At 66.6% G+C, this 24,322-nt stretch carries 25 protein-coding genes; 8 read left to right on the top strand and 17 right to left on the bottom strand.

What is annotated here, in order from left to right; genetic code table 11:
* Positions 1-2: 2 nt before the first annotated feature.
* The 4 genes from FH610_RS05955 to FH610_RS05970 form a co-directional block, all read right to left on the bottom strand.
* Complete coding sequence (locus FH610_RS05955; RefSeq protein WP_139573294.1) at positions 3-1,799, bottom strand: UvrD-helicase domain-containing protein; 1,797 nt, start codon at positions 1,797-1,799, stop codon at positions 3-5.
* Positions 1,796-6,511, bottom strand: coding sequence for a DEAD/DEAH box helicase (locus tag FH610_RS05960; protein ID WP_139573295.1), 4,716 nt, complete (start codon positions 6,509-6,511; stop codon positions 1,796-1,798). Before FH610_RS05960 ends, FH610_RS05955 begins: the two co-directional genes overlap by 4 nt.
* A gap of 86 nt (positions 6,512-6,597) precedes the next feature.
* Entirely contained in the window at positions 6,598-7,215 is a 618-nt protein-coding gene (locus FH610_RS05965) for a hypothetical protein (RefSeq protein WP_139573296.1), read from the bottom strand.
* Between the two features lie 975 nt (positions 7,216-8,190).
* Positions 8,191-9,252, bottom strand: a complete 1,062-nt coding sequence (locus FH610_RS05970) for a DNA cytosine methyltransferase (protein ID WP_240808791.1) — start codon at positions 9,250-9,252, stop codon at positions 8,191-8,193.
* 296 nt (positions 9,253-9,548) lie between these two features.
* On the opposite strand from FH610_RS05970, the gene FH610_RS05975 reads away from it, so the two are divergent.
* Entirely contained in the window at positions 9,549-9,935 is a 387-nt protein-coding gene (locus FH610_RS05975) for a very short patch repair endonuclease (protein ID WP_240808826.1), read from the top strand.
* A 59-nt stretch (positions 9,936-9,994) separates the two neighbouring features.
* Here the strand turns inward: FH610_RS05975 and FH610_RS05980 are convergent, their stop codons facing one another.
* Positions 9,995-10,303 carry a 4a-hydroxytetrahydrobiopterin dehydratase gene (locus tag FH610_RS05980; protein ID WP_139573298.1) on the bottom strand — a complete coding sequence of 103 codons (309 nt, stop codon included), beginning with the start codon at positions 10,301-10,303 and terminating at the stop codon, positions 9,995-9,997.
* Positions 10,304-10,327: 24 nt separating this feature from the next.
* On the bottom strand, positions 10,328-11,608 hold the full coding sequence (locus tag FH610_RS05985; RefSeq protein ID WP_139573299.1) for a helix-turn-helix domain-containing protein: 1,281 nt from the start codon (positions 11,606-11,608) through the stop codon (positions 10,328-10,330).
* A gap of 160 nt (positions 11,609-11,768) precedes the next feature.
* Here FH610_RS05985 and FH610_RS05990 point away from each other — a divergent pair, with 160 nt between their 5' ends.
* The 4 genes from FH610_RS05990 to FH610_RS06005 all read left to right on the top strand — a co-directional run bounded on the left by FH610_RS05990 (position 11,769) and on the right by FH610_RS06005 (position 13,010).
* Positions 11,769-11,978 carry a hypothetical protein gene (locus tag FH610_RS05990; RefSeq protein WP_139573300.1) on the top strand — a complete coding sequence of 70 codons (210 nt, stop codon included), beginning with the start codon at positions 11,769-11,771 and terminating at the stop codon, positions 11,976-11,978.
* Between the two features lie 64 nt (positions 11,979-12,042).
* The gene (locus tag FH610_RS05995) at positions 12,043-12,261 is read left to right on the top strand and encodes a hypothetical protein (protein ID WP_205825590.1); all 219 of its coding nucleotides are present in this window, start codon (positions 12,043-12,045) and stop codon (positions 12,259-12,261) included.
* A gap of 55 nt (positions 12,262-12,316) precedes the next feature.
* Positions 12,317-12,529 (top strand): DUF397 domain-containing protein, encoded by a 213-nt coding sequence (locus tag FH610_RS44235; protein ID WP_079315603.1) that lies wholly within the window; start codon positions 12,317-12,319, stop codon positions 12,527-12,529.
* A 61-nt stretch (positions 12,530-12,590) separates the two neighbouring features.
* Complete coding sequence (locus FH610_RS06005; protein ID WP_139573302.1) at positions 12,591-13,010, top strand: hypothetical protein; 420 nt, start codon at positions 12,591-12,593, stop codon at positions 13,008-13,010.
* A 9-nt stretch (positions 13,011-13,019) separates the two neighbouring features.
* Here the strand turns inward: FH610_RS06005 and FH610_RS06010 are convergent, their stop codons facing one another.
* The 3 genes from FH610_RS06010 to FH610_RS06020 all read right to left on the bottom strand — a co-directional run bounded on the left by FH610_RS06010 (position 13,020) and on the right by FH610_RS06020 (position 15,239).
* Positions 13,020-13,526: a DinB family protein gene (locus FH610_RS06010; RefSeq protein WP_139573303.1), complete on the bottom strand. Its 507-nt coding sequence runs from the start codon at positions 13,524-13,526 to the stop codon at positions 13,020-13,022.
* Positions 13,523-14,173: a winged helix-turn-helix transcriptional regulator gene (locus tag FH610_RS06015; RefSeq protein ID WP_139573304.1), complete on the bottom strand. Its 651-nt coding sequence runs from the start codon at positions 14,171-14,173 to the stop codon at positions 13,523-13,525. The genes FH610_RS06010 and FH610_RS06015 overlap by 4 nt, the downstream gene beginning before the upstream one ends.
* 178 nt (positions 14,174-14,351) lie before the next feature.
* A complete protein-coding gene (locus FH610_RS06020; RefSeq protein WP_139573305.1) occupies positions 14,352-15,239 on the bottom strand; it encodes an SDR family oxidoreductase in 888 nt (295 codons plus the stop codon).
* 298 nt (positions 15,240-15,537) lie between these two features.
* Here FH610_RS06020 and FH610_RS06025 point away from each other — a divergent pair, with 298 nt between their 5' ends.
* Positions 15,538-15,819 carry an iron-sulfur cluster assembly accessory protein gene (locus tag FH610_RS06025; protein WP_139573306.1) on the top strand — a complete coding sequence of 94 codons (282 nt, stop codon included), beginning with the start codon at positions 15,538-15,540 and terminating at the stop codon, positions 15,817-15,819.
* A gap of 121 nt (positions 15,820-15,940) precedes the next feature.
* On the opposite strand, the gene FH610_RS06030 is transcribed toward FH610_RS06025, so the two are convergent.
* Complete coding sequence (locus FH610_RS06030) at positions 15,941-16,696, bottom strand: SDR family NAD(P)-dependent oxidoreductase (RefSeq protein WP_139573307.1); 756 nt, start codon at positions 16,694-16,696, stop codon at positions 15,941-15,943.
* Between the two features lie 138 nt (positions 16,697-16,834).
* Between FH610_RS06030 and FH610_RS06035 the strand changes: the two genes are divergently transcribed.
* Positions 16,835-17,695: a helix-turn-helix domain-containing protein gene (locus FH610_RS06035; protein WP_139573308.1), complete on the top strand. Its 861-nt coding sequence runs from the start codon at positions 16,835-16,837 to the stop codon at positions 17,693-17,695.
* Positions 17,696-17,740: 45 nt separating this feature from the next.
* Positions 17,741-18,265, top strand: coding sequence for a GNAT family N-acetyltransferase (locus tag FH610_RS06040; protein WP_139573309.1), 525 nt, complete (start codon positions 17,741-17,743; stop codon positions 18,263-18,265).
* A 564-nt stretch (positions 18,266-18,829) separates the two neighbouring features.
* Here FH610_RS06040 and FH610_RS06050 read toward each other — a convergent pair.
* The 7 genes from FH610_RS06050 to FH610_RS06080 form a co-directional block, all read right to left on the bottom strand.
* Positions 18,830-19,243, bottom strand: a complete 414-nt coding sequence (locus tag FH610_RS06050; RefSeq protein WP_139573311.1) for a prevent-host-death protein — start codon at positions 19,241-19,243, stop codon at positions 18,830-18,832.
* 156 nt (positions 19,244-19,399) lie between these two features.
* Complete coding sequence (locus tag FH610_RS06055) at positions 19,400-20,209, bottom strand: alpha/beta fold hydrolase (protein ID WP_139573312.1); 810 nt, start codon at positions 20,207-20,209, stop codon at positions 19,400-19,402.
* Positions 20,210-20,222: 13 nt separating this feature from the next.
* Positions 20,223-20,783 carry a GNAT family N-acetyltransferase gene (locus FH610_RS06060; protein ID WP_139573313.1) on the bottom strand — a complete coding sequence of 187 codons (561 nt, stop codon included), beginning with the start codon at positions 20,781-20,783 and terminating at the stop codon, positions 20,223-20,225.
* Positions 20,784-20,848: 65 nt separating this feature from the next.
* Positions 20,849-21,454 (bottom strand): response regulator transcription factor, encoded by a 606-nt coding sequence (locus FH610_RS06065; protein WP_139573314.1) that lies wholly within the window; start codon positions 21,452-21,454, stop codon positions 20,849-20,851.
* Complete coding sequence (locus FH610_RS06070) at positions 21,451-22,608, bottom strand: sensor histidine kinase (protein ID WP_205825591.1); 1,158 nt, start codon at positions 22,606-22,608, stop codon at positions 21,451-21,453. Before FH610_RS06070 ends, FH610_RS06065 begins: the two co-directional genes overlap by 4 nt.
* 10 nt (positions 22,609-22,618) lie before the next feature.
* Positions 22,619-23,332 (bottom strand): ABC transporter permease, encoded by a 714-nt coding sequence (locus tag FH610_RS06075; protein ID WP_139573315.1) that lies wholly within the window; start codon positions 23,330-23,332, stop codon positions 22,619-22,621.
* Positions 23,329-24,240, bottom strand: coding sequence for an ABC transporter ATP-binding protein (locus tag FH610_RS06080; protein ID WP_139573316.1), 912 nt, complete (start codon positions 24,238-24,240; stop codon positions 23,329-23,331). Before FH610_RS06080 ends, FH610_RS06075 begins: the two co-directional genes overlap by 4 nt.
* Positions 24,241-24,322 lie beyond the last annotated feature (82 nt).

Consider the following 24,322-nt stretch of genomic DNA (forward strand, 5'->3'; position numbering starts at 1 on the left):
GCTTACCCACCAGTCCAGTCGAAACGCCCTAGTCCTCCGATTCGTGGCCGAAGCCATACACCTGACCAGCCAAGGCCAGCGTTGAGGCCGGCGGCCTCCCGTCCGATGACAGTCTCCACATCGTCCACCCGAAGATCCTCGATGGATGGAGGCAGCTGGCGGCCCCGACCGGGAACGAGCGTCCGGAGCGCTCTGCCGAAAGAAGCCGTGGTCACGCCGATGCGGTGGCCCTCATGCTCCACGATGTATTGGGGAGCCTCTTCAGAGGCACGTTCAGGCGCCGCAACGAACCTGACCAGATCACCGCTTCGCACCATGGTGGCCAGATAGTTCTGGATCTCTTGGGGATCTTGTACAAAGCCGACCGCGCCTGCGGGTTCCTCCGCATTCACATCCTCTGGACGTATTTCCATGCCCAGATATCGCCCTGGCTTGAAGCCCAGTTCGGCCCACCGGCCGTCGTTTTGCCGTTTGAGATAACCAGCGGAGAGTTTGCCGACCGGTTTCACGTGCATCAGCAGGTCCCTTGGGCGGGTCATCGCCACATACATCAGACGTGCACGCTCGGCCTGCTCGATAGGGTCGTCGTCCGGTGCGTCACCTGGATCAACGAGAACGACCTGATCGAACTCAATGCCTTTGACCCGATGGATAGTCGAGACGACGAGCTGCTCTGGAGGTTGCTGAGGGAAATCCCCGCCGAGCAGCAGTCTACGGACAGTCGTGAGATCGAGCGTCTCCCCACGGCGATTGGAATCCATACGGCGCAGGATCCGCCAGGCTTCTTCCGCGTCCATGCCGGCTTTGCTGACCACTGCCAGAACAGCGTCCTTGGTCGGCTGCTTGGAGTCGAGTTCGCGGAAGATCGCAGCGACCCACGACGGGATTACCTGATCCTGAGCCGAGCGTTGGAGGCGATGAGGCACGCCAAGCGCGTGAAGCCGCCGTGAGACCAGGAGAACCTCGTGGTTCGCACGGCAGAGCACCGCGGTTGGCACCACCACTCGTGACAGCACCGGCGCGGCCTGGTCCAGCGTACCGAGGGAATCGCCTTCCAGAAGCGCGGTCCGCAGCCCTCGTTGGATGGTGGCGAAGGGGGCGTCAACTGCACCCAGTGCGTCACCGAACGAGAGCGCTACCTCGGCCTCTGGCTCGCGGGCACGGAAGTTGCCGCGGAGAGAGATCTCCTCAAGCTCGGTTCCAAAGCTACTGCGCACGTACTGATACAGCCGAGCCGCCCCGGCCAAGCGCTCCTGTGGATCGTCGAGTTGGAAGCCGTAAATGCCTTGGGCTGGATCGCCCAACAGGGTGAAGCCCTCAAGATCGGTCTCGAGAAGCGCCTGCACGAGCTGTGCTCGAACGCCGACCAGATCCTGGACTTCGTCCACTACCAGGTGCCTGACTTCACCTATCTGCTCCGCTCCCTCCGGATCCTCCTTGATCAGCCGAGTCGCCTCCCGGATGCGCTGATCGAAGCTCACGCGTTGCCAAGGACCGTCCGGCACGAGCTCCGACAAGAGCCAGGTCGCATAAGAGTCGAATGTTCGGACCTCGACCTGGGCGGCAGCACTGTCAAGCGCAACGAGCCTCTTCCTTATCTCACGGACCGCTGCGCGGGAGAAGCTCAGGACAAGAAGTTCTGATGGTTCCAGACCTTCCTCGTCGATGAGATACGCAAGACGGTGTATGAGCGAAAAGGTCTTGCCGCTACCTGCAGGAGCCGTCACCAGGAGACGAGCATCAGCCGGCTCTTCGATCAGCCGCTGCTGCGCCTCCGTCCAGTGCGCAGAATTGATCATTGGGTCTTCCACAGGTATTCGAACTGGCGGAACGCCAATTCCTCGCCATACTGTGCGATGTTGTCAGCGACGTTGATGATCAGACACTCATCCTTGCCCCCGTTCAAACGCCCACGCAACCCTCGTCCGATCATCTGCTGATACACATTAGGGCTGTAAGTGGGGCGAGCCACAATCACCGCTCGTGTCGCAGGCGCGTCGAAGCCTTGGGAGAGAACGTTGTAGTTGGTGAGGACTCGAATGCCCCGATTCTTGAACTGTTCGATGACATATCGCCGCTGGCCAAGGTCGGTGTCACCTGACACCGCGGCGGCCGTAACCCCCCTGCGGTTGAGAAGGGCCGCCATGGCCTGGGCATGGTTGACCGAAGTGGCGAAGAGCAGGATCTGCCAGTCATCTGGCAGGGCAAGAATCTTGTCGATAAGGATTCGATTGCGGGCACTGTCGAGGCCAAGCCGCTCCTCCGCCGTTGGAGGAAGGCGGCGCAGTTGTTGCAGCGTGTCACGCTCACGAGCAGTGAGGTCGAGCGTCGCGCCTGGTAGCTCCTCATGCCTGACGCGAGCCAGCACGCCGAGCTCCTGTAGCGTCCGGTACGGCTGAGGGCCCAGGATCTCAGTGCCGTCCCGATTGTGATCGAGCCTGTTCCTTCCGTACCGGGCAACCAAACGTTCGGTTTCTACTGTGTTCGCTCCGCGGAAGGGCGTCGCGCTCAAACCGATGAGTGGGCAGCGGGATCGATGCGGAGTCAGCCCCAGAGCAGCCAGCACCTGCGTGTAACGAGGGCTGATTGACGTGTGAGCCTCATCGACGATAACGGCCTGAGCCCCTCGTAACCATGCATATTCATGGGTTTCGATGATCTTTTCTAGCTTGGCGTCGGTTGCGACAACGAGGTGATAGCCCTCCACAACGGGGTCAGCCTCGTTCGTGCTCCACAGCCTGCTGATGGTCAGCTGCTGTGACGGGCCGGTATGGCGCCAGATTGACTGCCAGTTCTGCACGGCCTGCTCACACAGCTCCTCCGTCTGAGCCACCCAGAGAACCGGAACCGAGATCGCCTCAGGTGGAAGTGCCCGCAGCCGTCGGATGAGAGCCTCGACGGCCACCCGCGTCTTACCTGCCCCTGTGGGGAGACTGACCATTCCTCGTTGTGCTGGCCGGCTCTGTAGCACCTCCAGGATTCGTCCGACCATGAGCTCCTGGTACTCGTGGAGGGGTGGGAAGTCCACCGGACCCTGGACAGTTAGCAAGGGCTCAAGCCCTGGCTGCCGGAACCCGGCGTACTCCGCAGGAAAGCCAAGATCGGAGACAAACGCCTTGGCCTGATGACTGCCAGCCATCTGGACTGGCACCGGGAAGCCCCTTTCCTCCAACTCCTGCCGGAACTCACGCAGCACACCGGGGCCATGAACGGCCATCGCGAGTTCGGCAATGCCTCGATCGTCAATCGGCCCTTCCTCGGACTCGACAGCATCGATGAGGCCGTAGGGCAATCGTTCACGGAGCACGTCACCACCGAGCATGGCCACCAGCTTGTCCCGTAGGTCCGGCATTTGCCGGACCTTGACGATCTGCTGGTCTCGCTGGACGTCCTTACGGTGCCGAAGCACCTCTCGGCAGCGCTCTTCCGACAGCCCGAGTCTAAGTAGGTGGTTCAACTCCCTCAGCAGGGCCAGATCGTCCCCGAGGTCATGCCAGAAGATGGTGTCCTCACGCCGGCCGATGTCCACCGGTTCCGAGGTCTGGCCGGATGGGGTACGGACGAGCTGATCCAACTCGTCGCACCGCACGAGGGCGAGACCTCGCAGAGGGCGCCCAGGCTCGAACTTGAGCTGAGGAAACACGTCTTCAAGGGGAGTCGGCTCACCCTGTCGGGTCGCGCGCAATTCAGTGATGTAGACCTCATCAAAGGTCTTCATCCCCCATGCGTCCACGAGCACTGCGACATCATCTGACTGCGGGACCAGGATCGCGGCCATGCCACCGGCTTGCAGACGCCGGTACTGCATAGGATCCGCAGTGGCGACCACGTCCCCTGGAGGAGAGGACACCCACTCAGAGCCCTGCTGGCAGCGAATTTTCGGAGGCGCGCTCAATTGCGTCGCCGCAACCGCGTACAGGCTGCCCAGCTCTATGTGATTCTCACTCGAAAGTGCGTCTTTCAGAAGGGAGAACCACAGAACCCCCTTGATGGCTTCCAACGTGTTGGGCAGTCCGAGAGCACGAGCTAGACCTGGGTCCACGTCGGCGACCGGCAGGACGCGAGCGTACTCCTCTAAGCCCGGGCCCACACAGTCGGCAATACGGCGGATGCCCATCGAAGTGGCCAGCCTGCCGTTTTGTTCAATAACCCAGATCAACGGCGACGGTATGGATAGCGGGGTTTCATTCGAGCGAGTCAGCGCGTAGACGGTCCAGGTCGTCACCAATCCTTCAGAAGGGAGCTGCTGGATGTAACGAGCGCGCGCACCGGGCGTAAGGCCGTACAACAGACCCAAATGGCCAGCGGGATGAGGACCTGTGACTACGATCTTACCTGCCTGAGGCCTTCGGACATCTGGCGGCAAAGCCTTGTAGTACCGCTCAATCATGCTCGACCGGTAGTCGTCGTACCACGAGGCAGAGGATGGATCCACGCCGGTGCTGGGGCTGTCGGACATGCCGAGGAGGCGGAGCATCCTCATGTCATCGTGATGGAAGTCCTCATCAACCACGAAGTCACCGTCGTCAGGGCTTCCGGAAGGAATGACGGCGCCGGGAAGAAGGAGCTGGCTCAGCCGCTTGTATGTCCCATAGCGGTTGCGGACTTTGAGTTGTGTGCTCACGCCTTGGCTCGTCAGGTGTTCCACTGCCCGCTCCGCCCCGGTCTGCCGTGCGAGTAGCCAGAAGCGATCCCAGTCGGCGTTTCGGTAGGAGACAAAGCCTCCGGAGACGGCAGCAGCGAGGCGGCCAAAGGCGTCGGCCTCTCGAATGCCGAGAATGTCAAGGAATCGAGATGTCGCGGAGTCGTTCTCCAAATCGGAGTCGACGTAAACAGTGACTTCACTGGACGGGTCCATGGACGTGCGCCTGAACACGCGGTCCCCCTGTGGGGGAACCATTCGTCCACTTGCCGTCCTGAGAATGGCCGACTCGCGTGCCTGTTCCGCGTACGGATGTCCCTCTGCGACCATCTCCGCCACGATGGACAGTGCTACGGCAGAGGCAGCGACAGTTCCGTCGGAGACCAGTGCCTCCAGCCACTCCTGGACGCTACTCACCCTGGCGCCGGCCGACTCAATCAACGACTCGGCGCGGGCTCGGCGGGTCGCAGAGCTCTCAACCGTGGAATGGCACCAGTTGGTTGGACGACCCGGGTAGCCAGCCCATCTCTCGACCCAGGTCTTCCAATGTCTGTCATCTGCCGCTGCGCCCCGAGGGTGGATCTTGATCGCGCTCGGGCGCTGGAATCTGCCCAATTGATCAGGCAGAGAGGGGTTTCGCGTGGCCTCCTCGTGGACGCAATTGGTAAGCAACGCGTCTGCCCAGTTCCGCGTCTCTCGTCCACGTGCCGTCATGAGCGACAGAGGTCGTGCCGGGTCTTCCGGGGTAGAAAGCGCGGGAAGCGAGGCCACAACGAGGCGGGCGGCCTCTTTCATCAGAGCTTCATTGAAACGGTTTCCCTCAAGAAGATGTTGGCGATCCTCATTGGTTTTCCACGCGGCGTTCAAGACTCCGCGGAGGGTGGTCGCATACGTAGTGGGGAAGAATGCCCAGAACTCCCCCAGCTCCCGTTCCCGAGACCCGGAAGACGGAACTGCCCACGCTATGGGCACCTCGACACGGTTACGATACTCACCGGCATCGGCCCAGGCTTCGTCAGGGGGCTGGAAACTGCTCTCGAAAACCGCCCACTCTTCGGATACGTACTCGCCATCGCTCTCGCGAACCCTCAGCGACCGACGGTGGCCCTCGCCGCTAACACTGATCTCCCTGAGTTTGGAAGCCTGCCTGTTCTCCAAGACTACCTGGCCGGCATGCGGGGAAAAGACGGCAAAGACTGCAGGAAAGAGTTCGAGGTCCTCAGCAAGGCGAGTAGCGTGGTCATGCGTCGCCAGTGGAAGCTTGATCACCGTCGAGGCCCAGGTCATCAATTCATCAAGCGTCTTATCCGCAGCGCGTTCCTTCTTAGCATCGAGGAGGTGAGCGATGCGGAGCACAGGAGTGGGGCCCGTCCCAGGAACACGTTCCCGGATGCGTTGAGCAGACAGCGTGGCGGACCAACCGAAGGACCCGCTACGGCTGAAGAACTGGGGCTGATCGGAGACGCTCAACACAGATTTGAAGCCGAGGCCGAACCGTCCGATCTCCGCACCCTTCTTACGCGACAGGTGCGAGGCGAGGATCGTTCCAACTCCGGATGGCGTAACCGGCCTACCACGGTTCGCGCAGTAAAGCGTGTCCGCCGTCAGGACAACGTGAATGAGACCGTTGGGCGTTTTCCGGAGCTCGTCGGCGCCGTTCTGAATCAGCTCATACAGCTGTCGGTGCCCGTAGCCGCCCTCCTTAACGGAGCGCTCGATGTTCGCGTGCTCCTCGATCAGAGCGGAGTTTGCCTCGTACGACTGGAGGCAGGCTTCTGACTGTTGGAGGACGACCTGCGAGACAGGGCTGTCCGCGCCGGCCCAGTCGGAGGGGCCAGCCGCGAACTTGTCCTCGTCTGGATCGACCACTGAGGCTCGCTCTCCTTGCGAATACACACTCGTTGGCGTAGGACCCTACGCCAACCGCGAGGGCAGACAAAAGCGTAGGACTGGACCTAAGCCTCAAGATTCGCGAGCCGATAGTGCCCAGGTGGGACATCGGGGTCGTCGTCATGCGACTGAATGAGCCACCCCTGATCAATGAGCTCCCGGACCTCCTGCCGCCACGTGGGTGTCTTGGCGACACGTTCGAGCTGCTGCGGGCTTGCCGGCCAAGGGCTGATGTGAAGGAGATACTCGATCAGTCGCTCTGCAGGGCTTCCGCCACCGATCGACTCGATGGTTTCCTCGCTTGAAGCCACGGCCTCGTCCAGCTGGGACACGGTGAGCCGGTAAGGGGCGCCGGCGCCTGCTCCCAGGGTTTCGATGTCCCAGCCAACCTGGCGAAGTTCCCTGATGCGTCGCGCCCATGCACGGATCGCCGCGACCCCCTCTAGCTGATGCGGCGAGAGAGCCTCCCCCGGGTGATTACGGAAGTAGAGGAGAAGTGCCGTTCGGGCACCGCCGAGAAGGTCTTGACGTACTTCGGCCAAGGCCTCCCTTGACTCGGCGAGATGAGTCCCGACTCGGGCTGCTGTCTCCAACCACTCCTGTGGTTTCAGCTCCTCCCGAGGAGCGGCCTGCACGATGGCGAGGGCGTCCTTGAGCGACTTTTCGAGCCGTGCGAGCTCCACACGCTGTCGCCCGTGGGTGTTTCCGCCTGACACTGCCATAATTCACTTAACCCTTAGGTCCGAGACGGCTAGCGGATTCCCCGGTCTTTGGGGGAATTACTGAGGCCGCGGCACGCCAACGCAGAGCCAGGTGACTTGTTGTCGAGAAACATGGCTCGTTGTTGTGGCGTCACGCAATCCAGTTAGGCGGTCCGGCCTTCAGGCTTCTAGCTCATCCGGGCAGAACATTTGGTGCCCTTGAGGAACACCTGCCCTGCAGACTAGATGGTCATCGCAAGAGATGTCAAGACATGGTAATTCGGACGCCACGCATGATGGGTCACATGGGGCAAAGATACACAAAATGGGCATGCGGCCCTAACAACCGCTTAGGGGGTTGCTGTATGCCACAAGGTGTATCTAGGGCATATTCCGTGATCACCTCTTGTGCCCACTTTCCAGGTAGGCCATCCTGAACGCATCCACGGTTTCGCCGGGGGCGACTGTGGATGATGCGGAACCATAATGCCATTGCACAGGGGTACCTGCGTGCGCTGCCGGACGAGCGTAAGCCGAAAGTGGTGTACTACAAGAACCTCGACACCAATGGCAAAATAGTGATCCAGAGAGAAGGGTGTTGGTGTAGAGCCATGATGATTCCGTGCCGGGGAGCTTGAAGCGCCGATTCGGCGCAGCGCGTAAGACCATTCAGCCCACTGTTGGAGTCGCGGGGTACTCCCTGACTTCCCTCTTATCAGGCGCACCACTGCCATCCGTATGGGCGCTCCTTGTTGTCGGCCTGGCGTGCGCAATCCCCGAGACCGTCGAGAAGATTGCCTATCTATGGCTGGGGAGCATGCTAATCAGGAGGTTCCCGAAGCAAAGCGGCGCCAAGGATTACATCGCGATGTGTCGCGAGCTTTTTAAGCGATCGCGAGGCGATTAGGGGAAGCGTTCACAACTCCGGCGAGACTCCCTAATATCTCCCCGAATTGGCTATGGGCATTCGGAGGCAAAAGCCAGGTCATATACAAATTGGGCAAGCTTCTGGCCAAGTAGGGGTGGCACGGCGTTGCCGATCTGACGAGCAACCTCGATCTTCGAACCCACGAAAACGAAGTCGTCCGGGAAAGACTGGATCCTCGCGGCTTCGCGGTGAGTGATGGGTCGATCGTGAACGGGGTGAAGGTAGCGCCCTTTTTCCGGCTTGTAGAACTCGGTCCGGATCGTCACACTGGGACGATCCCACCAAAGCCGCCCCATGACGTCGGTTGTTCCCGTCGCCTTCTCTGCCCAGCAACGGGGCTCCAGGTCTGGTCGGTTTCGCCGGAGATCGAATCGGTTTCCGCCGGGAGGGATCGCACGATATCGTTCTAGGGATTTCTGTGTCGGAGTCCGCCGAATATGGAGGTCCTGCCGGCCGGACTCATCGACTGTTATTTCTGTTCGCTCGGGATAGTCGGGTAGATCTGCAATTGTGGAGCGTAGAGAAACATAGGGCGTGTTACCAGATGAGTTCGGACCATGGGTCGGTTCTGGAGGCCAGGGCACCTCCTCGACGTCGCGTACGGCGACAAAAATTCCCCGCCTCCGGTTCTGCGGGACTCCATAGTCGGCGGCGTTGAGGACTCCGTATCCAAACTTGTAGTCCTTGAGGTCCTCGTCCGTCTCCATGAGTTGTAGCAGACGGGCGAACTGCGCCGATTTTTGGAACTCCGGCACATTTTCGATCACAAACGCCTTGGGCCGTACTAACCGTACGGCTCTCAGATACTGCTGCCACAGCTCGTTGAGCACGGCTCGGCTGGCGTCGTCTCGATCACGCCCGAGCGGGCTGAAACCCTGACAGGGAGGGCCTCCGATGATCACGTCTGCCTTGGGGTAGTCCTCGTCGGAGACCTTCTCGATCGGCCCGTCGTAGACGGGACATCCGAAGTTCTGCTTGAAGGTTCGTGCCGCAGCCGGATCTATCTCGACCGCAAACACGGTCTGGTAACCGAGCTTGGCCTGCTTGAACCCTTGGGCAAGGCCCCCTGCGCCTGCGAACAGGTCGATCACCGTGAGCGCCTCAGTCGTCAACGCCACCCTCCCCGCGAACTCAACCCCCCCGTAACTATAGGGGCGATCGTCGCCACAACTGGCGAATGATGCCCCACAGCCCGCGAGCGAGCAGGCGAGCCCAGAGGTGCTGAAGACACAGTCTCCACGGCCGTCCAGGAAAAATCGAGCACCAGTTCGCAACATCTCTGCGTTGGCCGTCCCGCTGAGATGCCTGAAGCGCCCCGCCGCTCTAACGTGGCCTCGTGGGCATGCAGACCAAGTCGTGGGCGTCGAGCGAGGCCGTTCGCAGGAGCATGCGATCGAACAAGGGGCGCGATACCAAGCCGGAGCTGGCCCTTCGTCGCGCTGTTCACGCCCTCGGCCTTCGATATCGCGTCGCCATCCGTCCGGTGAAGTCAGTCCGCCGGACGGCCGACATCGTCTTCACGAAGGCCAAAGTTGCCGTCTTCCTGGATGGCTGTTTCTGGCATGGCTGTCCTCTCCACCACACGGTCGCCGTGACAAACGCCGGCTTCTGGGCCGAGAAGGTTCGTCGCACCCGTGAGAGGGATGCGGAGACCGATCAGTTGTTGAAGGAAGCCGGCTGGCGTGTTCTCCGCGTTTGGGAACACGAGGATCCGGGGGACGCCGCCAAGCGCGTGGCGATCTTGCTCGGAAGAGCAGTCGAGCGCCCCTCGTAGATTGAGCGCCTCCTGTAGGTCCTTACGACCCTATTCTTCGTGCTGAGCTGCTGATCAGCTCAGGTCGCTTCGGCACCATGGCCCGCGGCGATCATGTCGATGTGGCGGGCGAGTTCGAAGTCCTTGGCGGTTAGGCGGTTACCGGCGTCGTGGGTGGTGATCATTAAGCGGATGCGCTGCCAGGTGATGTGGATGTCGGGGTGGTGGCCGATCTCTCGGGCCTTGGCGGCGACGTACATCGCCAGGTGAACGCACTCGTGGTACGTGTGCTTGAACGTGCGGGCAATGGTCTCGCCCTCGCGTTCCCATCCCGGCAACTCGCTCAGGCGAGCGGCTATCTCCTCTTCTGCCAGCGGCTCAGGGGGCATCGGGCGTCTCCAAGTCCGACGAGGTCAGGCGAACTGGGCGACGATATCGGCCAGATCGCGGCCGGGACCAGTGCCAGCCCAGGCGGTCGCGTGTCGCGAGACGGCCTTGATCTCCTTGCGCAACCTGGCCGACCCGGTCCCACCGACGACGGACGCGGCGGCTGACGCGATCTGCACTACGCGTTCCGGCTCGGGGACGGCGGCCAGAGCAGCGGCCTGGCGTGCCCAGAACACGCCGTTGTCGCGGCGCGCCGATTCCGGAGCGGTGCCGAGAATCCGATCCCACAGGGCGACGGCCTCGCGATACGCACCCAGCCGCAGATAGGCGGTCGCCCGCTGGACGTCGATGTACCCGAGAGTGCGACGGCAGGCGTTGCCCCAGGGATATTCATCGTCGACCCGGTCGACGAGCACCGCCGCCCGGTCCAACAACCGGTCGACGAGATCCTTGTTTTTGGCGGGCAGCATCGAGTGTCCGTGCGCCTGGTGGACCAGCGCGAGGATCCGTACCTTCGGGCATAGCTTGGCCTCGTCGGCCAGGGCCGCCTCCGTGTAGTCCACGACCATACGGCCATCGTCGAGATCGACCGCGAGCATCGCCTTGTTCGTGAGCGCGTAGCTGATGAGCTGCGGGTCCTGCGAACGATGCGCCATGTCGAGGGCGACGGCCCGCCAGGCTCGGGCACGACCCAGGTCACCGGCGTCCTGGTACAGCCAGCCGAGCAGTGCCGCGTACGCGACGCCGGCGCCCAGAAGGCCGCGGCGTACGGGCGCGTCGGCGGCTTGCGCGAGCTCCTTGATTAGCTCCGCCTGCGTCGCAACGGTCGGGATGAGGTGGCGGGGGCCGAGCCACATGTCCGCCCTGTAGTGGCCGGGAAGCTGTTCGAGGAAGTACATGACGACCTCCGGGGCTACGGGACCGTGATGGGGTAGGTGCGTCGTGACGCCGGCGTCTGCCGGATCCATGGGGATGTCGTATCGCGCGGTGACGCACTGGCGCCACCCCACGACGCCGCAGCCTTCGTCGGCGTCACGGGAACCATGCCCACGGTCCTCGCCGAACAATTCGGCCTCAGTGAGCCCGAAGGCTCGGGCGTACAGCACGCGGTAGGGGTCGCCGGGGCGGTTGTGGCCGGCCTCGTACGCCTTGATGCGACGGATCATCGTCTCCCGGGAAGGCAGACGGGGACGCACGTCCTCGTCGGCGGCCTCGACCAGGCGGCGGGCCATCTCACGCTGGCTCCACAAGCGGTTGCGCCGCTCGGCGCGCAGCCGTACGGCCCATGCGGGTAGGTCGTCGCTCATCGCCTGCACCTCTGCTCGGATCCGGGGGTGATCCCTGGGCGCCCTCAGTTTCCCTCATCCGCACCTGTGCCGGGAAGGTTACGCAGCGCTGTCATAGCAGGTGACAGGGAACGGGTCCACGCTCCGCAAGGACCCCTGATCAGGAATCGAGGTCCGAGCTGTGACGAACCGGAAGGGCACCGCACCGACCGAGGGCTGGCGGGTGATGACGAGCGATCACGGACGACTGTGGGCGACCCGCGAGCGGCCCTTTCCTGTGGCGGCCGAGGAGGCGGGTGCCGCCCGCACTGTCGACGGCGACGACCTGGCGGAGCTTTGCCGGGTAATCGCCGAGCAGGAGAGCCTGGCCGCCCTTGCATCGGCTTCCTGACGAAAGCACCTGTCCCGGGCTGCATGTGGCGCCGGAGCAGCCGGGGCATGTCGCGATCCGGTGGATGCGCGAGACCAGGCGCACTGTCCGGGCCCGGGTCGTGGCCCACACCTGTGACTACTGCTCGGCGCTGGCGTACGAACTGTGCTCTTCCGGCGGGCTGCTGTTCGTCCGCCGTATGGACCGAAGCGGCGACCAGCCAAAGACCGGGGAGACCGAACGGCTGCCTGACGCTCGGGCGCGCCGGCTGTGGATGGATCTGTTGCTCGGCAAGGCCCGATGAAGACGCCCGCCTGGCGAACCGTCCGAGGCGGGACCACCAACAGGAAAGGAACGCGATGGACCTGTACGACCGCGACCTCGCCGGAGTGCGCTTCCGGCGGCTGTGCGGCGGCAACCAGCAGGAGGAAGACATGGAGTCCTGCGTCGAGCTGGCCCCGATTCCGGGTGAGGCCGACGCCTTCGCCCTGCGTGACAGCAAGAACCCGGATGCCGGGACTCTCCGGTTCACCGGTGCCGAGCTTCGCGCGGCCGGCCTGACCACACTGTAGGAGCACGGTGGCCCCTGCCCGGTGATAGCAGGCAGGGGCCACCCCCACTGTACGGAGCGCCATGCACCTGCACTGCTACATGTGGAGCGGGTTGGGGGAAGACCTCCGCAACGAGGCCGAGCGGCGACCACCGCTACCGCCCGCCGACCCCGGGCCTTTCACGAGCTCCCCGCTGCCGCCGATGCGGACCTGCGACTGGCTTCTGAAGCCGGCCCGCCGGATCGACGCCTCTCCGGCCTCACTCGACGACGCGCTCGCGTGGCTGGCGGAGCGCCACCGTACGGCCCAGGGCTCCTTCCTTCACCCGGCCGACGAGGCCCGGATCGGGCTCGACTTCAGGCTGAAGACCGCCCGCGAGGCGCTCACCAGCGGCGTGGACGTGCAGTGGGGCATCTGGCTGACCGGCGGCCGGTTCCTCACCTGCGGCGTGGTGTGCTGCTCCCCCAACCGCCACGCCGCCTACCGCTGCCCCGCCTCCTGACCTTTCTCATCAGTCCAGGACGAGGAACTGCCTGCCATCGATCAGCTCGCGGACCGCGTCGAGGTGGCCGGCGTGGGTCGCCGTCTCGACGAGGACGTGGAGGATCGCCGCACGCAGGTCGCGCGGCGGCCGGTCGTCGCGGTAGTCCGGCCACCAGCGCGGCGCCTGGTCCAGGTCGCTGGAGGCGATCACCTCGTCGGCGTGCGCCGTCTCCTCGCGGTAGAGGTCGAACACCTCCGAGGCGGGCCGATCACCGGGCACCCGCCATGCGTCCGTCGGGGTGGCGAACGAGGCGACCGCTTCGGGGTCGGCGCCGAAGACCGCGCGGAACCAGAAGCGCTCGACGTCGAGGGCGAGATGGTGGACGAGTCCGACCGGGGTCCAGGCCGATGGAAGGACCGGGCGCCGGAGGTCGGCCTCGTCCAGGCCATCCAGGATGTCGAGGACGTGCTGCCGCTTCCAGTTCAGGTAGCCGAGGAGGGACGAAACCTCACTCGACGCCGATGACGGGCTCACGTTTGATCTCCCGGATGAAGGGCGTCCAGCAGTCGCTGGAGGGTCACGCGGTCGCCGGTGATCTCCAGCCGCTCCCCGACCTGGCGGGCTGGCGTTCCGTCGATCACCAGGGCCTTGAGGACGGCGGGATCGGTCCGCAGGGCCGCGTCCCACCGATCCGGCTCGCCCCGGCGGATCGCGAGTTCGCCGCCGGACACGCGGAGGGTGAAGACGTCCCCGCCGACGTCGACCAGGAACGTGGCGTCGAGGTCGCCCAGCTGGGCGGATTCGAGGTGGCTCTTCACAGCGAGCATCAGCGAATCGGTCCCCAGAGGCGTCGTCGTCTCCTTCGGCGGGGAGTGACGACCCCATCGGCCCAGGTGCACGAGGATCGGCTCCAGGTCGTGGCCCCACTCGGTGAGCTCGTAGACCCACGCGCGCGCCGGCGGGCCCAGCTTGCGCCGCCGGATCACCCCGCCCTCCTCCAGATCGCGCAGCCGCTGCGAGAGCACGGTGGGACTGGCGTTGGGCAGGCCGCCCTGCAGGTCGCTGTAGCGCTTCGGGCCGAAGAGCAGATCCCGCACGATCATCAACGCCCAGCGCTCGCCGAGCAGGTCGAGAGCGCGCGCCGCGGCGCAGGGGTCGCCGTACGTGCGTGCCGTGGTCACGCGCTCATCCTACTCATCCCGGAGCAGATGCTTGCTTTCCCGTAGTCCGGCGGTGGGTGAGGCGGTGACGGTCCGCCACAGCCTCACCCACAAAGGCGTCAGCCGGGCATCCCGGCCCGGCAGCTGTGATACGCCGTCACCGCGAACAGGGCCCGTACGGCGCGCTCCTCGACCGGCCTCATATGGCCGCGTGCCCGAGGAACGCCGCCGCGTGGACGCGGGCGAACTCGGCGAAGCTCGTGGGCCGCACTCCGAAGGTCCGGTGGGTTTCCAGCCGCACGTGGGACTCGGGTCGCCGCCCGCGCTCGGCGAACAGCTCCCTCAGGATCCGGATGGACGGTTCGGGCATCCCCGCCTCTGCGCACTCGCGCAGCTTGTCCTCCAGGGGCAGCTCCACATGACGGAAGGCGGTTCCCGTCGCCGCCGAGATGTGCTCGACGACCTCCTTCATCGTCAGCGCCTCCGGCCCGGTCATGTCGTACGCCCTGCCCTCGTGGCCGTCGGAGTTCAGCAGCGCGACCGCGACCTTCGCGACGTCCTCGATGGCGACGGGCGACAGCCTGCTGTCGCCGATGGACATGCGCAGCTCCCGCCGATGCGGATCCACGCCCGTGAGGGTGCCGGGCAGGTAGAACTCCATGAACTGGCTCGGGCGCAGATGGGTCCAGGCCAGGCCGGAGGCCTCGAGGTGGCGCTCGATCTCCAGATGCTCGTGCGTCCCGATGAAGCTGTCGGGATCGAACCCGACGCCGGACTCCTTTCCGGAGTACTTCACGATGTGCGGCACGCCCGCGGCCTTGGCCGCGTCGATGAAGGTGCACTGCGTCTCCACCATCCGCTCCCTCGGGGAGGAGATCATGAGCACGCGCTCCACGCCGCGCAGGGCGGCCGTCAGGGTCTCGGGGCGCAGCATGTCGCCCTCGACCAGTTCCACACCCGGCAGCCCGTGGAGTTTCCGGGCCTTGTCCGGGTTCCTGACCAGCGCTCGGACGGGAGCGTTCTGCCGGGCGAACTCCTGGACGACGATCGATCCACTGAGCCCCGTGGCTCCGGTGACAAGAATCATGGCTACGACGCTAGTACCAACAGCTACAGAAAAACAAGTAACTAGTCTTGAATGTGTAGCATCATGCAAACCGGCGAGGACAAGCGATGGGAAGAGGACCGATGGGCGGAAGTGATCGGTAGGACGCGCACGACCGGAGCGCTACGCGGTTTCCCGCCCGGATCGGGGGTACGGCGTTACGCGGTCAGGGTGGCCGGGGTTGCACACGCGCCGTCGAGCCGTCCCGACCCACAGGCGGTGCCGGGGTTCCCTCCGGCCGCCCGGAAAATCCGTCCCCCATTGGTGAAGGAGCATTTCAATGCTGACGCTGACCGACAACGCCGTCATGGCGATTCGTGATCTGACCGTCGGTGAGAACATTCCCGACCATGCGGGCCTGCGGCTGGCGGCGAAGCCCGGCACGGAAGCCGCGCTCGAACTGTCTCTGGTGAGTGCGCCGCAGGCCGGCGACCAGGTGATCGAGAAGGCGGACACCCGGGTCTTCGTCGAGGCGGGGGTGGCACCCGCGCTCGACGACAAGACGCTCGACGCCGAGATCGGCGCGGAGGGGGAGCACACCTTCAAGCTCATGCGCCGGTAGATCCGCCTCTCCAGCGGTACGACACCGCGGCCCGAGTCGTGCGGGCCCGCAGGTCGTCCGGCATCAGACCAGCCGGCGGCTTCAGCGCGGGCTCGCATCGGGTCGTCACGGCGAACGGGTGTCAGGCCCCGCCGGTCACCTTGATGGCCTGTCCGGTGATGCCGGTGTTGGCGGCCGAGCCCAGATAGACGACGGCGCCCGCGACCTCGGCGGCGTCGAGCAGGCGGCCGATCGGAGCCCGCGCGCTGTAGTGCCCGCCTGCCTGCTCGACCATCGCGACGTTGGTCTCGGTCCTGGTGAAGCCGGGCATGACGACGTTGGACAGGATGTCGCCGTCCTTCCCGAGCCCGAACGCGGCGGACCTGCTGAAACCGTGCAGCGCCGCCTTGGCGGCGCCGTAGTACTCCCCACCGGGCATGCCGTCGACCGCGATGCTCGACGAGATGTGCACCATCCGGCCCCATCCGCGCTCTCGCATCGACGGGACGACCGCCCGGCTGAGCCGGAGCGCGCCCTCGACGTTGGCCCGGATCACCTTCTGCCACCTCTCGTCGGGCACGGCGTCGAAGGGGAGGTCCCCATCCGGCTCGGTGGCGCCCCAGTGCACGGCGTTGTTGACCAGCACGTCGATCCGGCCGGACCATCCGAGCACGCTCTCGACCAGGCCGCGGGCCGCTTCGTCGTCGTCCAGCTCGTACGGAGCGACGAGCGAGCGTCCGCCGATCTCCTTGGCGAGCTGCTCCGCGCCCGCCTGGGAGCGGTGATAGGCGAGCACCACGTCGGCCCCTTCGGCGGCGAACCCACGGGCGATCTCGCGCCCGATGCCGCCGGAGGCTCCCGTCACGATGACCGTACGGCCGCTGAGTCCCAGATCCATTCCAATGCTCCTGACGACGGTGGAAACCTTGAGCAGGGCCAAGGATCCGGCGACAGGAACCACCGGAGGGAGACCGGGCCGAGACTGGCCCCCGCAGGGCCACGATCGGAAACGAAGCCACTCGGTAGCCTGCGAATCGTGAGCGACAACACTCTGGGCGAGTTCCTGCGGGCCCGCCGCGAGGCCGTCACCCCCGCAGAGGTCGGGCTACCCGGCGGCGGCCGGCGCCGCACCCCCGGCCTTCGCCGTTCCGAACTGGCCACGCTCGCCGGGATCAGCGTCGAATACCTCATCCGGCTCGAGCAGGGGCGTGACCGTCACCCCTCGGTGCCCGTGCTCGCCGCCCTCGCCGACGCGTTGCGCCTGTCCGCCGACGAGCGACTCCATCTGCTCCATCACTTCAAGGCGGCCGATGGTGCCGGCCGGCTCGTCGGCCCGTGCCAGGGGCCGCCCGCGCAGTCGGTCCGTCCCACCGTCCGGGCACTGCTCGACCGGCTCGAACCGGCCCCGGCATTGGTGGTCAACCGGCTCGGTGACGTGCTCGCCCACACGAACGGCTACGAGCGACTCGCCGGCCCCATCGGATTGCTGGACCGCCGGCCGCCCAACCTGGTGCGGTACGTCTTCGCCGACCCCCGGGCCAGAGCCGCGTATCCCGAGTGGGACCGGGTCGCCGACGAGCGGCTCGCCGGGCTGAAACTGGGGGTTTCCCGCGAGGACCCGCACGTCGAGCACCTCGTCGACGAACTGACCCTCGCCGTCGGCGCCCCCTTCACCGACCGGTTGACGACTCCGCCCGGCCCGTCCAGGCGCACCGGCATCGAACGGCTGACGCATCCGGAGGCGGGCGAACTACGTCTGGCCTATGAAACCCTCGGCCTGTCCGACGACGACAACCAACTCCTGATCGCCTACCTCCCCGCGGACGACGCCACCGCCGCCAGGCTCGACCACCTCACCGGCCGCCACCCCGGCGCCCTTCGCGCCGTCACCGGCTGACGATCTCAGCGCTATCGTCGAAGAGCATCGAGGGGAGGCGGCACGGTGAGCGCACTTGAGGTACGGCTGCGGCCGGTGACAGAGGACGATCTCGCCATGTTCCGGCGTTTCGTCACCGAGCCGGGACTGATCGGCCTCGACTGGGCGGGATTCCGCGACGCCCAGGCCCCGGCGCGACGCTTCGCCGTCGACGGCTATCTGGGCATGGACGACAGCAGGGTCATCGTCGAGGCCGGCGGCACGGCCGCGGGCATGATGAGCTGGTCGGCCCGAGGGTTCGGGGTCTCCCGATACTGGGAGATAGGGATCGCCCTGCTGCCGGACTGGCGTGGCCGTGGCATCGGCTGGCGCGCTCAGGCGATGCTGTGCGACTACCTGTTCACCCACACCCCGGTCGAGCGCATCCAGGCGTTCACCCATCCGGAGAACATCGCGGAGCAGAAGTCGCTGGAGAAGGCCGGCTTCAGGCTGGAGGGCGTCTTACGCGCGGTGGAGTTCCTCCGCGGTCAGTGGCGCGACGGCTGGATGTACAGCAGGCTGCGCAGCGATCCTTACCCGCCGAATCCGTGAGCGGACCGGGACCGCGGACGGTCGCGACGCCGCCGGCGCCTCTCAGGCGGGCCTTGTCTTCTCGGGCGACTTCACCGCGGTGACTGTCGGGGAGCGGTTCGAGGCCGAGCGGCGACCGCCGCTGCCCCGCCTCCTGATCGGGCTACGAGCCTTCCGACCAGAACAGCTGCAGGCGAGCAAGCGCCTCGTCCCTCGACATCCGGGCGACCTCGGCATCCGTAAGCCCCACTCGGTGAATGAGGAGGTGCACGAGATCCGCGGGAAGAGCCTCTAGCGGCGCCTGAGGGCCTCCTCTATCAGGAACGACCCCGTCCCGGACGCAGCCCCAGAACTCCTCCTCGGAGACCTGGAGCTGGTCCCGCAGGATGTGAGCCCAAAGGCTGGGCCCGTAAGTCGTGCGGTCAGGTGGATGTGAGATTCGCGTCCGGAGGATGCCGCCCGTTGGAAGGTCGAACTCGTACGTGACGTGGTGAGTGCCCGTCCGTCCCCTGGCATCCCGGATTCGTCGCCAGCCTTCGTTCTTGCAGAAGCGCTCGTGATCCTCCCGGGTCGGCTGCGGCCACGTCATGGAGCCACCCCGGTCAGCCACTCCCGTAGCTGATTGGCGCTGCTCAGGCAGATCATCTGCACCAGACCCCAGTTGTCCCGGTGGTTAGGCGCGTCCAACAGGTGATCCTGCCAGTCCTCGGCGTACTCCCGAAGCGCGTCGATCATCTCGTCGATGGCCTCGTCGAACGTTGATCCGTCCGCGGCCACGGGCAATCCTGGAATGAAGACCGACCATCCGCCATCCTCGGCCACCACTTGGGCATTGGATGGGCAGATTCGGGCCAGGAAGTAACGGAGGCGCTCGCCGTCCACCACAGCAGCAGTCCGGTCATCACGGCTGACGGTAGCGCTCCGGCCCCGCTCCGCCGCGTCGAGAAGCTCCTTCAGCTTCGCGCGGGCCTCCGTGTAGCTGGCGAAATGCACTCCCATACCAATCCCCTTCGCTCTCCCCCAGTATCAGATCTGCCTACAAGTACGTCAAGTACCTGAAGTACTTGCCAGGCGATCGACCTACGGCTGACCTGGGTCCTTCGGTACGAGCACGTCGTGGGCATCAACCCACAACGGTGAACGGCGTTTCGGCACTCAGGCTGCGCGATGCTCGTCCACTCGGTCGAGCCATTCGGCGATGAGCGCGGTGAGCAGCCCGGCCTGCTCGTGCGGCAGCGCGTGGCCGGCCCGGTCCAGGACGGCGTACGTGGCACGCGGATACCGCTCCACCAGCTCCCAAGCGCCGGCGTACCCCGCCGTGGCGTCCTGGCGCCCGGTGAGGATCAGAGTCGGGCCCGTGTACGGCGGCGCGTCCCCGGAAGCGTCGCTCAGCCGCCACTGATCGGACATCCGCCCGAGGCCGTCCCAGTCGACGAGGGGCAGGGCCGGAGCCACGTACTCCCGGAACCGCTTCACAGTGGCGGGCGTCTGCACGACGAAGTAGTCCCGGAACTGGGCCTGCTCGGCCGGATCCAGGGCTTCGGCCACGTCGACCGAGGCGTGCAGCACCGCGTGCGGGGGCACGTCACGCGACTCCTCGCCGATGGGGCAGATCAGCGCCAGGCCCGCGACCTGGGCCGGGCGTCGGGCGGCGACGCCCCCGGCCAGATACCCGCCGAACGAATGGCCGACGATCGCGAACCGCTGATCGCCGACAACGGCGTCGATCAGGCCGAGCACGAGATCGAGGACATCGTCAGAGCCACGGAACCAGTCCGGCACCGGAGTGCGCCCCATGCCGGGCAGGTCCGGGTAGACGCGCCGATAACCAGGCCGGTCGCGGAAGACCGGCTCCAAGGCGCCGACCATCTCGCGATGGTCCACCCCCGATCCGTGTAACACCAGAACGGGAAGCCCGTCGCCGTGCTCGACGAAATGCACCGGTAAGCCGCTGATCTCTTCCATACCGCCAACTTAATCAAGCAGCCAGCCATTGCTCTCGGGTGATCGCGTACTCCACTTCGCCGAGATCACTGCCGGGGAGCGGTTCCTCCCAGTCCATGTGGAACGTACGGACGTGCTGCATGCCGATCGCGGTCATCGTCGCGCGGGAGGCGGCGTTGACCGCCATGGTTTCGGCGAAGATGCGGACCAGTCGAAGATCTTCGAATCCGTGGCGAAGGAGCTCGCGGGCTCCCTCGCTGCCCAAGCCTTGGCGCCAGCAGCGTCGCAGGAGCCGGTATCCGAGTTCGGCCTGTCCTTCGACCGGGCCTTGGTCGGCACGCGTGGGTGGCTCCAGAAGCCACCAGCCGACGAACCGCCCATCCACGAAACCGACCCAGAAGCCGAGCCCCGCGACGCCGTCCGCGGCGGCGAGCCTCTGACGATGGAGAACCTCCACCTCTTCACGGCTACGTGCACGCCCGGTGAGGTAACGCATGACCTCAGGATCGGCGTCGAGTTCGATCTCGTGCTCGAGGTGTTCGTCGGACAGCGGAACAAGCGTGATGCGGTCGGTCCGCAGTATCGGCTGAGACATGGGGGCGATTGTCCCGCCTGAGCCACAAGCCGGTCATTCGCTTTTCCCGTGGCCGCGATGACGCTTCAGAGCCAGCCGTGCTCGTCGGCTATCAGCGCGGCCTCGGCGCGGGTGCTCGCTCCCGTTTTGCCGATCGCCGCCGACAGGTGGTTGCGCACGGTCCCGGCCGACAGGTGCAGGCTCCGTGCTATCTCCGCCACCGTGCCGCCCTGCCGGGCCGCGCGCAGCACGTCGCGCTCCCGGGCGGTCAGCGGGCTCGACCCGCTGGCGAGCGACTCGGCGGCCAGAGCGGGATCGACCACGCGCAGACCCGCGTGGACCCGGCGCACGGTGTCGACCAGGTGCTCGGGCGGCGCGTCCTTCACGACGAAGCCCGAGGCGCCGTTCTCCATGGCACGGGCGAAGTAGCCCGGCCGCCCGAAGGTCGTACAGATCACCACCCGGCAGGACGGAAGCGCGGCGCGCAGGTCGGCGGTGACCTCCAAGCCGTCCCTGCCCGGCATCTGCACGTCCAGCAACGCCACGTCCGGCCGGCTGCGCCGCGCCGCTTCGACGACCTCCTCGCCCGAGCCGACCTGGGCCACCACCTCGATGTCGGGCTCCAGCGCGAGCATCGCCGCCAGCGCTCCGCGTACGAGCGCCTGGTCGTCGGCGAGCAACACCCTGATCATGCGCGGCTCGCCCGCAGCCGGAAGCCACCGGCGGGAAGCGGGCCCGCCTCGACCCGCCCGCCGACGGCCCGCAGCCGCTCGGCCAGCCCGGACAGGCCGTTGCCCGGCTCCGCCGCGCTCTGCCCTGCCGTTCTTTGCCCCGGGCCGTTGTCGCGCACCTCCAGCCAGCCGTCTCCGAACAGCACCTCGCACCGCGTCGCGCCGCTGTGCCGGATCACGTTGGTGACTCCCTCCCTCAGGACGTACGCGAAGGGCTCGGCGAGTTCGGCCGGGACATGGTTCGCGGACGACGGCAGGACGGCGCTGATCCCGGCGGCCCGCAGCGCCGCGCGGGCCCCCGCCAGCTCGGCCGCGAGGGACGGCCGGCGGCGGCCGGACACGGTCAGGCGCACCTCGCTGTGCGCCTGCCGGGACAACCGCTCGACGTCGCGCAGCTCGGCCAGCGCGCGTTCCGGGTCGCCGCCGCTCTCCAGCACCCGGCGGGCCAGGCCGGTCTTCACGGTGATCGTGGTCAGGCTGTGCCCGAGCACGTCGTGGAGGTCCCTGGCCAGCCGGTCGCGCTCCGCCGCCGCGGCCAGCGCCGCGATCTCCTCGTGGGCCTGGCCGAGCTGGACGACGAACCGGATCAGCAGCGTCACGGCCACCGGGATCACGATCCCGGGGACGAGCCCGCCCACATGTCCCCAGGTGACGGGACCAGGGGCTACCCAGTGCGCGAGCACCTGAACCACCCAGGTCGCCAGCGCGAGCAGCACGCCCCAGCGGGCCGGGAGCAGCCAGGCCGCCACCGCGAGCACGAAGCTGAACACGCCGGCGTGGCCGAGGTAGAGCGGGCCGTTGCGCAGCAGGGCCGCCACGACCGCCAGTGCGAACAGCGTCCCGACGAGCAGGATCCGCCGCCGGGGCGGCAGGCGGACCCCGGCGACCATGGCGCCGAGCCAGCCCGCCGCGTACAGGAGCGTGGCGGCTCCGATCGCGATGCGCACGGCCGGGGCCTTCGGCCAGATCCCGTCCGGTCCCAGCGCCTCCCAGAGCGGCCAGAGCAGGAAGAGCGACAGCACGAGGACGCCACGGACGTGGGCGGAACGGGACCCCGGCCGGGCCGGGTTCCACACCGGCCAGGCGGAACGCCCCCATACGCCCTGCTCGCCCACGTCAGTCACCCTAGGCCCGAGCGGTGTCGCGGCGATACCGGACGACCACGGCGGCGCCCAGCACGAGCGCGTACAGCGCCAGGACCAGCGCCGCCTGCCAGCTGTCACCGCCGAGCGCGGTGGCGTGCCCGACCTGCGCGAGCCAGTAGCTCGGCAGGACCTTGGCCACCGTCGCGAGCGCCTGCGGGAACGTGCTCACCGGGATGAACAGCCCGCCGACGAAGCTGAGCAGCAGCACCACCGCCCCCTGGTACGCCTGCAGGTTCTGGGCGGTGGCGAACTGGCCGATCAGCAGGCCGAGCAGCGCGAACGGCACCGTGCCCGCCCACACGCCGAGCACGGCCACCGCCCACCCGCCGGGAGACAGGTGCACCCCGCTGACAAGCGCGGCGACCAGCGACACCCCGGCCACCGGCGGCAGCGCCACAACCATCGCCACCGACGCCTTGGCCAGCAGGTAGCCGCTTCCGCTGAGCGGGGTCAGCCGCAACTGGCGCTGCCAGCCGATGCCGCGCTCCACCGCCGTGCGCGCACCGACGTCGAGTGCCGCCTTCATCGCCCCGAACGCCGCCACGCCACCCATGACGTACGACGCGGGAGCCCCCTGGTCGATGAAACGGTCGGCCATCAGCAGGTAGAGCCCCACCGGCAGGGCGACCGCGAACAACAGGAACTTGGCGTCCCGCAGGGTCCGCCTGATCTCGAACGTGAGGTATCCGGTCATCGCACGGCCTCCGAAGCTCCGGTCAGGCGGAGGAAGGCGTCCTCCAGGCCCAGCGCGCCGACCTCGATGTCCCGCACCTCGGGATAGCGCGTCAGCAGTTCCCGCACGACCAGGTCGGAGTCGGTGCAGCGCAGTTCGGCCCTGCCGTCGCGGACGTGCGCCGCCGTCACGCCCGGCAGTGCGCCCAGGTCCTCGGCACGGGCGCCGGGCACGGTCGCGGTCACCGTACGGCCGGACACCTCGGCCATGACCGCGGACACCGGCCCGTCGGCCACGACGCGGCCCGCGTGCATCAGCACGACCCGGTCCGCGTACGCCTCGGCCTCCTCCAGGTAGTGGGTGGAGAACAGCACGGTCCGGCCGGTCTCGGCGAAGGCGTGCATCGACTGCCAGAACTCCCGCCGGGCCGTCACGTCCATGGCCGCCGTCGGCTCGTCGAGCACCAGCAGGTCCGGGCCGGGCACCAGTGCCATGGCGAACCGGACCCGCTGCTTCTGGCCGCCGGACAGCAGCGCGGCCCGCCGGTCGGCGAGGTCGGCCACCCCGGCGCGGCTCAGCGCCTCCTCCACCGGCAGCGGCGTCCGGTGCAAAGACGCGATCAGCGCCACGGTCTCCCTGACGGTCACGTCGTCGAGCAGCGCGCCTTCCTGCGGCATCACGCCCACCATGCCGCGCCGCACCGCTTCGTGGGCAGACGCGCCGAACACGGCGATCTCCCCGGCGTCCGGACGGGCCAGCCCGACGACCATGTCGATCGTGGTGGACTTGCCCGCGCCGTTGGGGCCGAGCAGGGCCACCACCTCCCCCCGGTCCACCACCAGGTCGATCCCGTCGACCGCGCGGGTCTCGCCGTACGTCTTGCGCAGCCCCGCCACGGACAGGGCGGGGGCGCCGTCGTGAATGTCCATGCGGCAAGCCTCCGCCACCGCCCCCACGCGGACCTCCGCCGTCTGTCACGACCCACCCACGACAGATGTCACGGTCTTGTCG

The sequence above is a fragment of the Microbispora catharanthi genome, from assembly GCF_006334915.2.
GTDB lineage: Bacteria > Actinomycetota > Actinomycetes > Streptosporangiales > Streptosporangiaceae > Microbispora > Microbispora catharanthi.

Bases quoted from the DNA above. Each gene is read 5' to 3' on its own strand.
- FH610_RS05955 (WP_139573294.1), bottom strand. From the start codon at position 1,799: ATGATCAATTCTGCGCACTGGACGGAGGCGCAGCAGCGGCTGATCGAA.
- FH610_RS05975 (WP_240808826.1), top strand. From the start codon at position 9,549: ATGCGATCGAACAAGGGGCGCGATACCAAGCCGGAGCTGGCCCTTCGT.
- FH610_RS05980 (WP_139573298.1), bottom strand. From the start codon at position 10,303: ATGCCCCCTGAGCCGCTGGCAGAAGAGGAGATAGCCGCTCGCCTGAGC.
- FH610_RS05985 (WP_139573299.1), bottom strand. From the start codon at position 11,608: ATGAGCGACGACCTACCCGCATGGGCCGTACGGCTGCGCGCCGAGCGG.
- FH610_RS05995 (WP_205825590.1), top strand. From the start codon at position 12,043: ATGCGCGAGACCAGGCGCACTGTCCGGGCCCGGGTCGTGGCCCACACC.
- FH610_RS44235 (WP_079315603.1), top strand. From the start codon at position 12,317: ATGGACCTGTACGACCGCGACCTCGCCGGAGTGCGCTTCCGGCGGCTG.
- FH610_RS06005 (WP_139573302.1), top strand. From the start codon at position 12,591: ATGCACCTGCACTGCTACATGTGGAGCGGGTTGGGGGAAGACCTCCGC.
- FH610_RS06020 (WP_139573305.1), bottom strand. From the start codon at position 15,239: ATGATTCTTGTCACCGGAGCCACGGGGCTCAGTGGATCGATCGTCGTC.
- FH610_RS06025 (WP_139573306.1), top strand. From the start codon at position 15,538: ATGCTGACGCTGACCGACAACGCCGTCATGGCGATTCGTGATCTGACC.
- FH610_RS06030 (WP_139573307.1), bottom strand. From the start codon at position 16,696: ATGGATCTGGGACTCAGCGGCCGTACGGTCATCGTGACGGGAGCCTCC.
- FH610_RS06050 (WP_139573311.1), bottom strand. From the start codon at position 19,243: ATGGGAGTGCATTTCGCCAGCTACACGGAGGCCCGCGCGAAGCTGAAG.
- FH610_RS06055 (WP_139573312.1), bottom strand. From the start codon at position 20,209: ATGGAAGAGATCAGCGGCTTACCGGTGCATTTCGTCGAGCACGGCGAC.
- FH610_RS06060 (WP_139573313.1), bottom strand. From the start codon at position 20,783: ATGTCTCAGCCGATACTGCGGACCGACCGCATCACGCTTGTTCCGCTG.
- FH610_RS06065 (WP_139573314.1), bottom strand. From the start codon at position 21,454: ATGATCAGGGTGTTGCTCGCCGACGACCAGGCGCTCGTACGCGGAGCG.
- FH610_RS06075 (WP_139573315.1), bottom strand. From the start codon at position 23,332: ATGACCGGATACCTCACGTTCGAGATCAGGCGGACCCTGCGGGACGCC.
- FH610_RS06080 (WP_139573316.1), bottom strand. From the start codon at position 24,240: ATGGACATTCACGACGGCGCCCCCGCCCTGTCCGTGGCGGGGCTGCGC.